At 75.0% G+C, this 13,185-nt stretch carries 12 protein-coding genes and 1 CRISPR repeat array; of the genes, 7 read left to right on the top strand and 5 right to left on the bottom strand.

Annotation, left to right across the window (positions count from 1 at the left end):
• Positions 1–290 precede the first annotated feature (290 nt).
• A complete protein-coding gene (locus tag J7W19_RS05640) occupies positions 291–1,193 on the bottom strand; it encodes a DMT family transporter (protein ID WP_040892167.1) in 903 nt (300 codons plus the stop codon).
• On the opposite strand from J7W19_RS05640, the gene J7W19_RS05635 reads away from it, so the two are divergent.
• Positions 1,192–2,646, top strand: coding sequence for an aminotransferase-like domain-containing protein (locus tag J7W19_RS05635; protein ID WP_004952837.1), 1,455 nt, complete (start codon positions 1,192–1,194; stop codon positions 2,644–2,646). The genes J7W19_RS05640 and J7W19_RS05635 overlap by 2 nt on opposite strands.
• A gap of 95 nt (positions 2,647–2,741) precedes the next feature.
• A CRISPR array of direct repeats spans positions 2,742–3,135; the repeat unit is 28 nt; unit sequence GTCTTCCCCGCACGCGCGGGGGTGGTCC.
• Positions 3,136–3,326: 191 nt separating this feature from the next.
• On the opposite strand, the gene J7W19_RS05630 is transcribed toward J7W19_RS05635, so the two are convergent.
• Positions 3,327–3,974, bottom strand: coding sequence for a TetR/AcrR family transcriptional regulator (locus J7W19_RS05630; protein WP_004952839.1), 648 nt, complete (start codon positions 3,972–3,974; stop codon positions 3,327–3,329).
• A gap of 50 nt (positions 3,975–4,024) precedes the next feature.
• On the opposite strand from J7W19_RS05630, the gene J7W19_RS05625 reads away from it, so the two are divergent.
• From J7W19_RS05625 to J7W19_RS05615, 3 genes are all read left to right on the top strand, one after another.
• The gene (locus J7W19_RS05625) at positions 4,025–5,599 is read left to right on the top strand and encodes an FAD-dependent monooxygenase (protein WP_004952842.1); all 1,575 of its coding nucleotides are present in this window, start codon (positions 4,025–4,027) and stop codon (positions 5,597–5,599) included.
• Between the two features lie 32 nt (positions 5,600–5,631).
• Positions 5,632–6,213, top strand: a complete 582-nt coding sequence (locus J7W19_RS05620; RefSeq protein ID WP_004952845.1) for a TetR/AcrR family transcriptional regulator — start codon at positions 5,632–5,634, stop codon at positions 6,211–6,213.
• 88 nt (positions 6,214–6,301) lie between these two features.
• Complete coding sequence (locus J7W19_RS05615) at positions 6,302–7,522, top strand: MFS transporter (protein WP_004952848.1); 1,221 nt, start codon at positions 6,302–6,304, stop codon at positions 7,520–7,522.
• Positions 7,523–7,611: 89 nt separating this feature from the next.
• On the opposite strand, the gene J7W19_RS05610 is transcribed toward J7W19_RS05615, so the two are convergent.
• On the bottom strand, positions 7,612–8,100 hold the full coding sequence (locus J7W19_RS05610) for a GNAT family N-acetyltransferase (RefSeq protein WP_004952851.1): 489 nt from the start codon (positions 8,098–8,100) through the stop codon (positions 7,612–7,614).
• 74 nt (positions 8,101–8,174) lie between these two features.
• Complete coding sequence (locus J7W19_RS05605) at positions 8,175–8,390, bottom strand: hypothetical protein (RefSeq protein WP_040892168.1); 216 nt, start codon at positions 8,388–8,390, stop codon at positions 8,175–8,177.
• A gap of 220 nt (positions 8,391–8,610) precedes the next feature.
• Here J7W19_RS05605 and J7W19_RS05600 point away from each other — a divergent pair, with 220 nt between their 5' ends.
• The 3 genes from J7W19_RS05600 to J7W19_RS05590 all read left to right on the top strand — a co-directional run bounded on the left by J7W19_RS05600 (position 8,611) and on the right by J7W19_RS05590 (position 12,010).
• Entirely contained in the window at positions 8,611–9,951 is a 1,341-nt protein-coding gene (locus J7W19_RS05600; protein ID WP_004952856.1) for a sensor histidine kinase, read from the top strand.
• 477 nt (positions 9,952–10,428) lie between these two features.
• On the top strand, positions 10,429–11,097 hold the full coding sequence (locus J7W19_RS05595) for a response regulator transcription factor (protein WP_004952858.1): 669 nt from the start codon (positions 10,429–10,431) through the stop codon (positions 11,095–11,097).
• Between the two features lies 1 nt (position 11,098).
• A complete protein-coding gene (locus J7W19_RS05590) occupies positions 11,099–12,010 on the top strand; it encodes an ATP-grasp domain-containing protein (RefSeq protein ID WP_004952861.1) in 912 nt (303 codons plus the stop codon).
• Here J7W19_RS05590 and J7W19_RS05585 read toward each other — a convergent pair.
• Positions 11,989–13,068, bottom strand: a complete 1,080-nt coding sequence (locus J7W19_RS05585; protein ID WP_004952864.1) for an alkene reductase — start codon at positions 13,066–13,068, stop codon at positions 11,989–11,991. The genes J7W19_RS05590 and J7W19_RS05585 overlap by 22 nt on opposite strands.
• Between the last annotated feature and the right edge of the window lie 117 nt (positions 13,069–13,185).

Genomic DNA, 13,185 nt, shown 5'->3' with positions numbered 1-13,185 from the left:
GCGCGTGCGCGCTGACGCGCGCGGTCCCTTCGAGTCTAGGGGCGCGGAGGCGCGCCGGCCCGGGCTACGGCCCGATTGGGGGTTGCCCCGGTCCCGCCCTCTCACCGTTTCCTGGGGCTGCGCCCCAGACCCCCTTTTCGCGGCTTCGCCGCTCGTCCTCAAACGCCGGACGGGCTGTATCAGCCCGTCCGGCGTTTGAGGACAACCGCGCGGAGCGCGGTTTCGGGGGTGCGGGGGCTTGCCCCCGCAAGAAACGGTGAAAGGGCGGGACCGGGGCAACCCCCACCGCCTCACGACCGCTGCGTCACCGCGATACACAAAAGCACCGCGACAGCCGCAACCGGCGCCGCAGCCGAAAGCCGCTCGCCGAGCAGCGCCACCGCCCACACCAAAGTGAGCAGCGGCTGCAAAAGCTGAAGCTGGCCCGCGCGGGCCACGCCGGTCGCCGCCATCGCGCGGTACCAGAGCCACATGCTCACGAACTGGGAGAACGCCAGCCAGCCGAGGCCGGCCGTCGCCTTCGCCGTGACGTGGACGGGTTCCAGGGCCAGCGCGGCCGCCGCCCCGGCGGCGCCGGCGGGCAGGCAGAGGACGAGGGCCCAGGCGATGACCTGCCAGCCGGGCAGTTCCCTGGCCAGCCGGCCGCCCTCGGCGTAGCCGGAGGCGCACACCAGCAGCGCGGCGAACAGGTACAGGTCGCCGGTGCCCGGCCGGCCGCCGCTCTGGTGGAGGGCGAACGCGATGACCACCACGGCCCCGGCCACGGCCGCGACCCAGAAGGCGCGGGAGTGCCGGGCCCCGGTGCGCAGGGTGGCGTAGACGGCGGTGGTCACCGGCAGCAGGCCCACGACCACCGCCGCGTGCGAGGTCGTCGACGACTCCAGGGCCAGCGTGGTCAGCAGGGGGAAGCCGACGACGCAGCCGGCCGCCACCGCGCACAGCCCGCCCCAGTGCCGGCGCTCCGGTGGCGGCACCCGGCCGGCGAGCAGGAAGCCGCCCGCGAGCAGGGCGGCGAGGACGGCGCGGCAGGTGACCACCGACCAGGGGCCGAGCCCGTCCAGGGCCCAGACCGTCGCCGGGAAGGTCAGCGAGAACATGCCCACGGCGAGCAGGGCGAGGAGCGTGCCACCCGCTGCCGGGCTGCCGTTGACCGCTATCGACATCGGGCGAGTAGCGCTATCTTGTGCTGTCATGCACGAGCGTAGCAGCGTCTCCGAACTGGCCGGACTCCTGCGACAGGAGGTCAACCGCTACTCGCCGGGTGAGAAGCTGCCGTCCAGCCGGACCCTGATCGACCGGTTCCGGGTCAGCCCCGTCACCGTCTCCCGGGCCCTCGCCGTCCTCGCGGCGGAAGGGCTGGTGGTCACCCGGCCGGGGGCGGGCGCGTTCCGCGCCGAGACGCGGACGGCCGCCGACCGGGTGCCGCTGGGGGACACCTCCTGGCAGCAGGTGGCGCTGAGCGCCGAACCGGGCGACCGCACGGTGCCGCGTTCCGTCGAGGCGGCCCGCGTCTGCGCGACGTTCACCCCCACGCCGTCCGGGACCATCGACCTCGCCGGCGGCTATCTGCACGCCTCGCTGCAACCCGAACGCGCCCTCGCCGCGGCCCTCGGCCGGGCGGGCCGCCGCCCCGGCGCCTGGGGCCGGCCCCCGGTCGAGGGCGTCGACGCGCTCCGCGCCTGGTTCGCGCGGGCGATCGGCGGGCCGGACGGCACGGTCGCCGCCTCCGACGTCCTGATCACCGCCGGCGGCCAGAGCGCGCTCACCACCGCGCTGCGCGCCCTGGCGCCCCCGGGCGCTCCCGTGCTCGTCGAGTCGCCCACGTACCCCGGCGTACTCGCCGCCGCGTACGCCTCCGGGCTGCGCCCCGTGCCCGTCCCGCTGGACGCCGACGGGGTCCGCACCGACCTGCTGGCCGACGCGTTCCGGGCCACCGGGGCCCGGGTCTTCTTCTGCCAGCCGCTCTACCAGAACCCGACCGGCGCCGTCCTCTCCGCCGAGCGTCGCCGCGAGGTCCTGCGCTTCGCCCGGGCCGCCGGGGCGTTCGTCGTCGAGGACGACTTCGCCCGGAGCCTCGCCCACGCGGACGCGCCCCCGCAGCCGCCCACCCTGGCGTCCGAGGATCCGGACGGCGTCGTGGTGCACGTGACGTCGCTGACGAAGTTCGTCTCGCCCAGCCTGCGGGTCGGCGCGCTCGCGGCCCGGGGGCCGGTGGTCGAGCGGTTGCGCGCGGTCCAGCTCATCGACAGCTTCTTCGTGCCCCGGCCGCTCCAGGAGGCGGCCCTGGAACTGGTGGGATCGCCCGCCTGGGCGCGGCACGCGCGGACCGTCGCCGCCGAACTCCGCACCCGGCGCCAGGCGTTCCTCGCGGCGGTACGTCGGGAACTGCCCTCCGTGGCGGTCGACCACGTGCCGCCGGGCGGCTTCCACCTGTGGCTGCGCCTGCCCGACGGCACGGAGGAGGCCGCTTTCGTCGCGGCGGCACTGCGCGCGGGGGTCGCCGTCGCACCCGGCCGCCTGTACTACGCGGCCGAGCCGCCGGCACCGCACGTCCGGGTCTGCGTGGCGGCTGTGGCGGGGGAGGCGGAACTGGTGGAGGGGGTGCGGCGGTTGGGGGAGGCCCTGGCCCTTCCCCGGTGGGACTGACGTCCGCGTGCACCGGGCATGCGAGGGCCTCGGGCCGGGAACGGCATGTGAAGGAAAACCGGGTGCAGCGTGTGAGAAGCTGCAGGTCACGAAGTGTCTTCCCCGCACGCGCGGGGGTGGTCCCCCTCGGTGATGCCCCATGCAGCCATGTACTTCGTCTTCCCCGCACGCGCGGGGGTGGTCCGACCGCGCAGCGGCGGCCGACCGCCTTCGACACGTCTTCCCCGCACGCGCGGGGGTGGTCCCTTGCCGTGCTCATCCCGGCCGCGATGGAGGTCGTCTTCGCCGCACGCGCGGGGGTGGTCCGGCGGCGACCGCCCAGGACAAGTACGCCGCCGCGTCTTCCCCGCACGCGCGGGGGCGGTCCCTCCCTGCTGAACTGCTTCAGCATGTGGTTGGGGTCTTCCCCGCACGCGCGGGGGTGGTCCCGCGGCCGCACTGCTGCCGGGCTGATCAACGTCGTCTTCCCCGCACGCGCGGGGGTGGTCCGGAGGTTCCGGACTATTACGTCGCGGCGTCGGGCCTTCCCCGCACGCGCGGCGCTGCCGCCCCAGAGGCCGGCGGTCCCGGGGCGCGGATGTCCGAAGGCGACGCCCTCGGCCAGCCCACCGGCCCACCGGCCCACTGGCCCACCGGCCCACCGGCGGCCGACGCCGCAGCCCGCGGTTCGCCCCCGACCGCTACCCCCCGAGCGGCAGCACCCGTTCCAGTTCCCCGAAAGTCCGCTCCAGCAGCGCCCGGTGGGCGGGCAGCACCGTGCCCGTCGGCTCCCCTGCGAACAGCCGCCGCAGCGACGTCGCGCAGGCGCCCCGGTAAGCGGCGACGGCGAGGGCCGCGGTCATCCGGGGCTGGGGGTCGGCGGGGGCCGGGCCGGGGTGGGACGCGATCGCCGCCGTGAGCGCGGCCTCCAGCTCGTCCATCCCCTCGCGCAGGCGGGCCCGCAGCGCGGGCGACCCGTACACGATCCGCCAGAACGGCAGGTGCCCGACCGCCGACAGCGGATGCCCCTCGTCGAGGAGCCGCAGCGCGAGGCCGCGGAGCGCCGCGACCGGTGTCTCCCCGGGGGCGCGGTCGCGGACGGCCGCGACGCTCAGGTCGATGCCCTGGGGGATGCGGTCGAGGAACAGGTCCTCCTTGCGCGGGAAGTGGTTGAAGACGGTCATGGCGGAGACCTCCGCCGCCGCGGCCACCTCCGCCACCGTCACCTCCTCGAAGCCCCGCTCGAAGAACAGCCGCGTGGCCACGTCCGAGATCCGCTGCCGCGTCCGCAGTTTCTTGCGCTCCCGGAGCGGCAGCTCCGCCGGTTCCGGTGCCTTCCGTCCACTCATGAGCAAGAGGCTATATCGAATACAAAGATTTAGTGACTACAGTGACCTCCATGAAGCCCACGCAGCTCACGGAATCCGCGGAACACGACGTCGTCGTGGCGGGCGGCGGCCCCGTCGGACTCACCCTCGCCTGCGAACTCGCGCTCGCCGGCACCCGCGTCCTCGTCCTCGAACGCCGCACCGAGGTGGACCGGACCATCAAGGCGGGCGCCATCAACACCCCGACCGCGGAGGCGTTCTACCGCCGGGGCATGCTGCCCGCCCTCGCGGGGATCCAGCGGGAGGCGCTGGGCCGTTTCAGCTCCTTCGTCGCCGCGGCGAAGGCCGCCGGAGCGTCCGGACCCGCGCCGGCGCCCCGGTTCGCCGGGCACTTCGCGGCGATACCGCTCCGCGCCGACCTCTTCGACGCGTCCGACCCCGACTTCGGGAACGCCGGACCGGCGGCGGACGTCGGCCTCGTCCCCCAGGAGCCCCTGGAGCGGCTGCTCGCCGAGCGGGCGGCCGGACTGGGCGTGGAGTTCCGCCGCGGCGTGACCCTCACCGGCTTCGAGGCCGACGACACCGGCGTGACCGTCCACACGGACGCGGGCCCGGTCCGCACCGGCTGGCTCGTCGGCTGCGACGGCGGCCGGAGCACCGTCCGCAAGCACGCCGGCTTCGCCTTCCCCGGCACCGACCCCGAGATCACCGGCCGGCAGGCGCTCGTCGAGATGACCGGCGCGGAAGCGCTCGGCGCCGGCTGGCAGACCACCGCCACCGGGCACTACGCCCACGGCCCGATGCCCGGCCGCGTCCTCACAGTGGAGTTCGACGGACCGCCCGCCGACCGCGAATCCCCGGTCACCGCCCGGGAGATCGAGGACAGCCTGCGCCGGGTCACCGGCGTCGACGTGACCGTCACCGCCGTGCACACCGCCACCCGGTTCACCGACAACGCCCGCCAGGCGACCACCTACCGCAAAGGCCGCGTTCTGCTCGCCGGCGACGCCGCCCACGTCCACTCGCCGTTCGGCGGCCAGGGCCTCAACCTTGGGGTCGGCGACGCCATGAACCTCGGCTGGAAGCTCGCCGCCACCGTCCACGGGTGGGCGCCCGACGGCCTGCTCGACACCTACACCGCCGAGCGGCACCCCATCGGCGCCTGGGTGCTGGAGTGGACGCGGGCCCAAGTGGCCATGATGCGGCCCGATCCGCACGCCCGCGCCTTGCGGGCGGTCGTCCGCGACCTGGCCGGGACCGTCGACGGCACCACCCACCTCGTCAAGAGGATCTCCGGTGTGTGGCAGCGGTACGACCTCCCCGGCGACCACCCGCTGACCGGGCGCAGCGCCCCGGATCTGGCCTTCGCGGACGGCGGCAGGCTGGGCGACCGTCTGCACCGCGGCCGCGCCCTGTTCGTCGACCTCCTCGGCGACCCGGAACTCCGCGCGTCCGCCGACGGTTACGGGGGCCGGGTCGAGGTGATCGCTGCCGACTGCCCGGACCGGGCGGGGCTCGCCGCCCTGCTCGTCCGGCCGGACGGCGTCGTCGCCTGGGCCGCTGACGGGGAGGGCGACCGGAAGGGGCTGGAGGGCGCGCTCCGCCGGTGGTTCGGGGAGCCGCGGCCCGTGCCGCTCCATTCTTGAACGTTCGGTTCGATTCGTATAGCGTCCGCCCTATGGGCAGGAACAAGGAGTTCGATCCCGACGCCGCGCTGCGGTCCGCGCTGGACCTGTTCTGGCGCAAGGGGTACGAGGCCACGTCGATGCAGGACCTGGTGGACCACCTCGGTGTCAACCGGGGCAGTCTCTACGCGACCTTCGGCAGCAAGCACGCCCTCTATCTGCGCGCCCTCGACCGGTACTGCGAACTCAAGGGCGAGGCCAGTCTGGAGCTGCTCGGCCGGCCGGGTCCCGCCCTGCCCGCCGTCCGGGAACTGCTGCTGCGGTACGCCGCCGAGACCCTGGACGACCCGGACCGCAAGGGCTGCCTGGTCACCAACACCGCCGTCGAGGTGCTGCCCGGTGACGAGCAGGCCGAACGGCGGGTCGCGTCGGCCCTGGACGAACTGGAGACGGCCGTCGCCGGCGCCCTCGTCCGGGCCCGCCACCAGGGCGAGCTGGCGGAGGGCGCCGACCCGCGCGCCCTCGCCCGGTTCTTCGTCACCTTCCTCCAGGGCCTGCGCGTCGTCGGCAAGACCGCCGACGGGCGCCGACGGGTGGAGGACGCGGTCGACGGGGCGTTGAGCGTCCTGCGCTGAGCCCGCCCGGCGTCCGAAACCCCCTGTGCTCCAGGGGGTTTTCCTTCGCCTCCTTATTGGAACGATCGGTTAGGAAAGGTGTTGCCGTATGAGCCGAGCCACCACCGTCCCCCGGCCCGTCTACGTGCTCGCGCTGGGCATCTTCGCCATGGTCACCAGCGAGTTCGTGGTCGCCGGGCTGATGCCGCAGCTCGCGGAGGGGCTGGACGCCACCGTGCCCGAGGTCGGGTACCTGATCACGGCCTACGCCGCCGCCATGGCCCTCGGCGGGCCCTTCCTCACCGTCGCGCTGATGAGGATGTGCCAGAAGAGCGCGCTGTACGTGCTGTTCGCCGTCTTCCTGGCCGGCAACGTACTGGCCGCCACCGCCACCGACTACCCGGTGATGCTGGTCGCCCGCATCGTCACCGGCGTCGCCTCCCAGGCGTTCTTCGGCATCGGCGTCTCCCTCGCGGCGCAGCTCGCGAGCCCCGAGACGCGCGGCCGGGCGCTCGGCACGGTCATGAACGGGCTGATGCTCGGCACGCTGCTGGGCCTGCCGCTGGCCACCCTCGTCGGCGAACACCTGGGCTGGCGGGCCGCGTTCTGGGCGATCAGCCTGCTCACCGCCGTCGCCGCGCTGTGCACCGCCGTCGGCGTCCCGCGCCCGGGCCGGCCCGAGGGCGGCGAGAGCTTCCGGCGGGAGCTGGACACCTTCCGCAACCCCCGGCTGTGGCTGGTGCTGTCCACCAGCACCCTGATCATCGGGGCCACCTTCGCCGCCTTCAGCTACTTCAACCCGCTGCTCACCGAGGTCACGGGATTCGGCACCGGCACCGTGCCGCTGCTGCTGATCGCGTACGGCGCCGCCACCGTGCTCGGCAACTCCGTCGTCGCCCGGCTCGCCGACCGCCACGCCCTCCCGGTGCTGTTCACCGGTCTTCTCCTCAACGCCCTGTTCCTCACCGGCCTCGCCCTGCTCGCCCACCTCGCAGTGCCCGCGGTGGTCTGCATGATGGGCATCGGACTGGTCGGCGTGACCATGAACCCGGCGATGATCACTCGCGTCCACCGCACCGCCAACGCCCGTCCCTTGGTCAACACGGTCCACTCCTCGTTCATCACCCTCGGGATCATCATCGGGTCCTCGGTCGGCGGACTGACCGTCTCCGGCTTCGGCCTGCGCGGACCGGTGTGGCTCGGCGCCGTCCTGGCCGTCCTCGGCCTGCTCACCCTCGTCCCCGACCTGCGGCGCCGGGGGAGCGGCACGGCTGTTGTGGCGAAGGGGACGAGGGAGGCCGAGAAGGAGCTGTGCGCGGCGCGCGGGTGACGGGCGCGGGGCGCGGGCGGACGGGAACGGGACGGGGGCGGGGCGACCGTCGCCCGTACGCGCTCCGCCCCCGTCCTGCCTCGTTTCGCTCACAGCTCCCGGTACATCACGTGCAGGCCGACGTAGCCCTCCCGCGGATGCCGGAACGCGCCCGGCACGGTGCCCACCACCTCGAAGCCGAGCGACTGGTACAGCCGCACGGCCGGCTCGTTGCACTCCACGACCGCGTTGAACTGCATCCCTCGGAAGCCCGCCGCCCGCGCCCACTCCAGGGTGTATGCGCACAGGGCCCGGCCCACGCCCCGGCCCGCGTGCACCGGGTCCACCATGTAGCTGGCGCTGGCGATGTGGTCGCCGTTGCCCGGCCGGTTGACCGTCATGTTGGCGGTGCCCAGGACCGTACCGGCGTCGTCGGTCGCGACGACGGTGCGGTTCGGGGCCGGGAGCAGCCACAGCGCGCGGGCCGCCTCCTCGTCGAGGTCGAGCGGGTAGACGAACGTCTCGCCGGCCGCGGTGATCTCGCGGAGGAACGGCCAGATGGCGGCCCAGTCGTGCCCGGTGGCCTCTCGGATCTGCATGGCCGTGATCTTCCACGGGGGAGGGGTGGGGCGCCAGGGCTTTTCGGTGGCGGCCGGGTACCCGCTCCCGCCCCTCAGGAGGAGCCGCCGCGCCGGCCCAGGGATCCGCTGAGGAGGCCCAGGGCGATGCCCAGCACCACGAAGACGGTGTTCGCGTAGACCGCGTAGCCGTCGGGGGCGAGGTACCGCAGGAAGCCGAAGAGCCGGAACCAGCCCAGCCATTCGTGCAGCAGACCGCTGATCCCGCCGGCCGTCAGGACGAAACTCAGAAAACCCAGCACACTCTTCATGCGGCGAAGGTAGGAGGTGCCGGGCGGGCGCGGCGTCGGCCGTCGGGAGACGGTGCGCCGGCCGAAGGGAGGCATCCGGCGGGCCCGGTGAAGTCCGAAGGTACCGGGCCGCGTCCGAAGGTATGCGGGCCGTGCCCCGAAGGTATGCGAGTCGGCTCCGAAGGTATCGGGCCGGTCGCCGGGCGGTACGGCCGCCGCCCGGAACGCGTACCTTCCGGTCATGACCCGTCTCCGTCCCGCCACCCGCGACCGGCTCGCCGACCTCGGCTGCTTCCTGCTCGCCGCCGCCTTCTCGGTGGCCACCGCCGAGGACGCGCTGGACGGCCGCCGGCTGTCCGAAACGGTCCTCTTCGCCGACCAGTTGGCCGGCGGCCTGGCGTGCGCCGCGCTGTTCCTGCGGCGGCGGTGGCCCGTCCAGGTCGCGGTGGCGCTCGTGGTGACCGGTTCGCTGTCGCACTTCGCCGCCGGTCCGATCATGGTCGCCCTGTTCACCGTCGCGGCGCACCGGCCGCCGCGCGTCACCGGGTGGGTCGCCGCGTTCACGGTCCTGCCGCTGCCCGTCTTCCTGCTCGGCCGGCCGGCGCTCGACGAACCCGGCACCGCCTCCGCGTTCACCTACTTCGCCCTGGTCGCGGGCGCCTTCGGCTGGGGCCTGTACGTCCGTTCCCGGGGCCGGCTCATCGCCGGGCTGCGGGAGCGCGCCGACCGGGCGGCGGAGGAGGCGCGGCGCCAGGTGCGCGAGGAGATAGCGCGCGAGATGCACGACGTGCTCGCGCACCGCCTCTCGCTGCTCAGCGTGCACGCGGGGGCGCTGGAGTTCCGGCCGGACGCCCCCGCCGAGGACGTCCGGCGGGCGTCCGGGATCATCCGGGACGCGGCGTACCAGGCCCTGGAGGACCTGCGCGAGATCATCGGCGTCCTGCGGCTGCCCTCCGGGGACGCCCCGGACCGGCCGCAGCCGACCCTCGACGACATCCCCCGGCTCGTGGAGGAGTCCCGGGAGGCCGGGATGCGGGTGGAGGTCGACATGCGGGCCGCCGCCGGTGCGTCCGCCGGTGCCTCCGCTGATACGTCCGCCGGTGGGCCGCCGACCGCCGTCACCGGGCGCACCGCGTACCGGATCGTTCAGGAAGGGCTCACCAACGCCCGCAAGCACGCGCCCGGTGCGGACGTCACCGTCACGGTCGAGGGCGGTCCGGACACCGGTCTGGTGGTGGAGGTGCGCAACGCCGTTCCGGTGGCGGTGGCGGCCGGCGCTCTGCACGGTGGCGGGCTGCCGGGCGGCGTGCTGCGGGGCGGCGGCACGCTCGGCGCCGCCCTTCCGGGCGCGGGCGCCTCGGACGGCGGTATCCCGGGCAGCGGTGTCCCGGGCGCCGGGCAGGGCCTCACCGGCCTCGCCGAACGGGCCCGGCTGGCGGACGGCCGGCTGGAACACGGCCGCGTGGACGGGGAGTTCCGGCTGCGCGCGTGGCTGCCCTGGGACGGCCGGCGCTCGTCCTCGTTCCCGGCGCGTGAGGCGGTCGGGGGTGGTGGGGGTGCGGACGGCGTACGGGTGGCGTGAGGCTGCCCTGCTGCTTAATGTCGCCTGTCGCCTGTCGCCTGTCGCCTGTCGCCTGTCGCCTGTCGCCTGTCGCCGCTTGCCGCCGCTCGCTGGAGGTGAACCGTCCCCGGGACGGGCTGTCCCCGGGACGGGCTGTCCCCGGGACGGGCCGTCCGCGAGACGGGCCGTCCCGGGGGCGGCCGCCCGCGAGACGGGCCATCCCTGTGGCGGCCGTCCGCCCCCGAGACGCTCCCACCAAGACGCCCCGCCCCTGGGCGGGGGAGCGCCCCTCCCCGGGCCGCCCTCCCCGGGCCGCCCTCCCCGGGCCGCCCTCCCCGGGCCGCCCCCCCCGGGCTGCTTTCCCCGGCCCCCCCGCCCCCGAAGACGGCCCGCTCTCCCCGGCGCCGGACCCGGTCGGCCGATAAGGTGAGCGAGCCGTCCCCAGACCGCAGCCGCCCTCCCACCCCCGAGGGAGCCCGAGAAGCCCGAGGAACCCCGGTGACCGAGCCCGCGAGCATCCGCGTCCTCCTGGTCGACGACGACCCGCTCGTCCGGTCGGGGCTGCGGCTGATGCTGGGCGGCGCCTCCGGCCTGGAGATCGTCGCGGAGGCGGCGGACGGTGCCGAGGTGGAGCCGCTGGTCGACGCGCACGCCCCGGACGTCGTCCTGATGGACATCCGGATGCCGACCGTCGACGGGCTCACGGCCACCGAGGCGCTGCGCCGCCGCCCGCGCCCGCCCGAGGTCGTCATGCTGACCACGTTCAACACCGACGACCACGTCCTGCGCGCCCTGCGGGCCGGCGCCGCCGGTTTCGTCCTCAAGCACACTCCGCCGCCGCAGATCGTGGAGGCCGTACGGAAGGTGGCCGCGGGGGAGCCGGTGCTCTCCCCGGCCGTCGTCCGGCAGCTCATCGCCCAGGTGGCGGACGGCTCCGGGCCCGGCGACCGGGCGGCCCTCGCCCGGCGGCGGCTCGCGCTGCTCGGCGAGCGCGAGCGGGAGGTGGCCGTGGCCGTCGGCCGCGGTCAGTCCAACGCGGAGATCGCCGCGCTGCTCTACCTGAGCGTGCCCACGGTCAAGGCGCACGTCTCCCGCATCCTCACCAAGCTCGACCTGAACAACCGGGTGCAGATCGCGCTCCTGGTGAACGACGCCGGGGAGCTCTGACGTGCCGCCGGCCGCCGCGGGCCCCCTCTGCCTCGCCCCGCAGTACACCTCGACCCGCGAACTGCTGGCCCGCGCCGCCCGGCACCGCGGCATGGACGTCGTGACGCTGCCCGCGCGGCCGACGGGCGACGGCACGGGCCCGGGCGGCCACTACTACGGCGGCCCTCACTACGCCGCCCGGTTCGGCGCCGGCCTCGGGGTGGCCCTCCTGGAGCCGGCCGACGACTGGCTGCCCCGGCTGCCGTTCGCCTTCCGCCGCCGCAACACGGTCCTGACCACCCTGGGCGCCGCCCGCCGCCTGGACCGGCCCGCCTTCGTGAAACCGCCGTCCGACAAGAGCTTCCGGGCCGCCGTCCACGCCGACGGCGGCGGGCTCCCGGCCGCGGCGGACCTGCCGGACGGGACGCCGGTGCAGGTCGCCGACGTGGTGGACTGGGCGGTCGAGTTCCGGCTGTTCGTCCTGGACGGCGAGGTGCGCACCGGCAGTCAGTACGCCGTCCACGGGCGCCTGGAGTCCGCTCCGCTCGACGGGCACCGGCACCGCGCCGCCGTCCTCTCCTTCGCCCGCCGCCTCCTCGGCGCCTGTGGCGACACGCTGCCCAGCGCGGTCGTCGTCGACGTCGGGCTGCTGCGCACCGAGCGGGCGCCGGACGCGGAGTGGGCGGTGGTGGAGGCCAACATGGCCTGGTTCAGCAACTGTTACGCGGCCGACCCGGACCGGGCGCTGGACGTCGTCCTCCGCGCGGCGGGCCCCCGCGAGCGGCTGTCCGGCCGGGACCGCCGCTTCTGCCGGGACCGTGACGGGAACGGGAGCGGGAGCGGCGATCGGTACGGGAGCGGCGATCGGTACGGGAACGGCGAACGGTACGGGGACGGGGGCGGGGAAGCCGTTCAGGCGGGCAGCGCGGGGTAGTCGGTGTACCCCTGGTCGCCGCCGCCGTAGAAGGTGGCGCGGTCCGGGGTGTTGAAGGGGCCCCCGACCCGCAGGCGGCGGGGCAGGTCGGGGTTGGCCAGGAACAGCGCACCGAAGACGACCATGTCGGCCGCGCCGTTCTCGACGAGGGCGAGCGCCTCCGGGCCGGTGAACCCGGGCGCGTTGAACGGGTTCAGGAGGAAGGTGCCCGGCCACTCCTTGCGCAGCCGCGGGGTCAGGTCGCGGTCCGGGCCCTCCATCAGGTGCAGATAGGCCAGGCCCAGCGGGGCCAGCCGCTCCAGGAGCGTGCCGTAGGTCTCCTCCAGGTCGTCCCGGTCGTTCTCCGCGATGTCGTTGAACGGGTTGCCGGGGGAGATCCGGAGGCCGGTCCGCTCGGCGCCGACCGCCTCGGCCACGGCCGTGACCACCTCGACGGCGAAGCGGACGCGGCCCTCGACGGAGCCGCCCCAGCCGTCGGTGCGCCGGTTGGCGTTCGGGGCGAGGAACTGGTGGACGAGGTAGCCGTTGGCGCCGTGCACCTCCACCCCGTCGAAGCCGGCGGCGATCGCGTTGCGGGCGGCGGCGGCGAAGTCCGCGATGGTCGCGCGGATCCCGGCCTCGTCGAGCGCCTCGGGCGTCTCGAAGTCCCGCGGGCCCTCGTGGGTGAAGACCCGGCCCTTCGGGGTGACGGCCGACGGCGCGACCGGCGCCAGGCCGTCGGGGAGCAGGCTGCGGTGGCCGATCCGGCCGGTGTGCATCAGCTGGGCGAATATCGTCCCGCCCTCGCGGTGGACGGCGTCGGTCACCGTCCGCCAGGCCGCCACCTGCTCGGCGGAGTGCAGGCCCGGGGTGTCGGGGTAGCCCTGGCCCACGACGGACGGCTGGACGCCCTCCGTGACGATCAGGCCGGCGCTCGCCCGCTGGGCGTAGTACGTGGCCGTCGAGGGCGTCGGGGCGGCGCCGGGGCCGAAGGCGCGGCTGCGGGTCATCGGGGCCATCGCGATGCGGTTGGCCAGCCGCTTGCCGCCCAGCTCGATCGGTTCGAATGCGGAGGTCATGACGGTTCCTTTCGCCTGTGTGGCGGGGGGCGCTCTTGGGGAGCGGCTCGTGGGGACCATCATGCACGGAGTTACCTGTTCGAACAAGTAATCCCCTTCGGTGGCCGACTTGCCTGC

It is taken from the genome of Streptomyces mobaraensis NBRC 13819 = DSM 40847 (genome assembly GCF_017916255.1).
In the GTDB taxonomy this organism is placed as follows: domain Bacteria; phylum Actinomycetota; class Actinomycetes; order Streptomycetales; family Streptomycetaceae; genus Streptomyces; species Streptomyces mobaraensis.
This window is presented reverse-complemented; position numbering and strand designations above follow the sequence as displayed.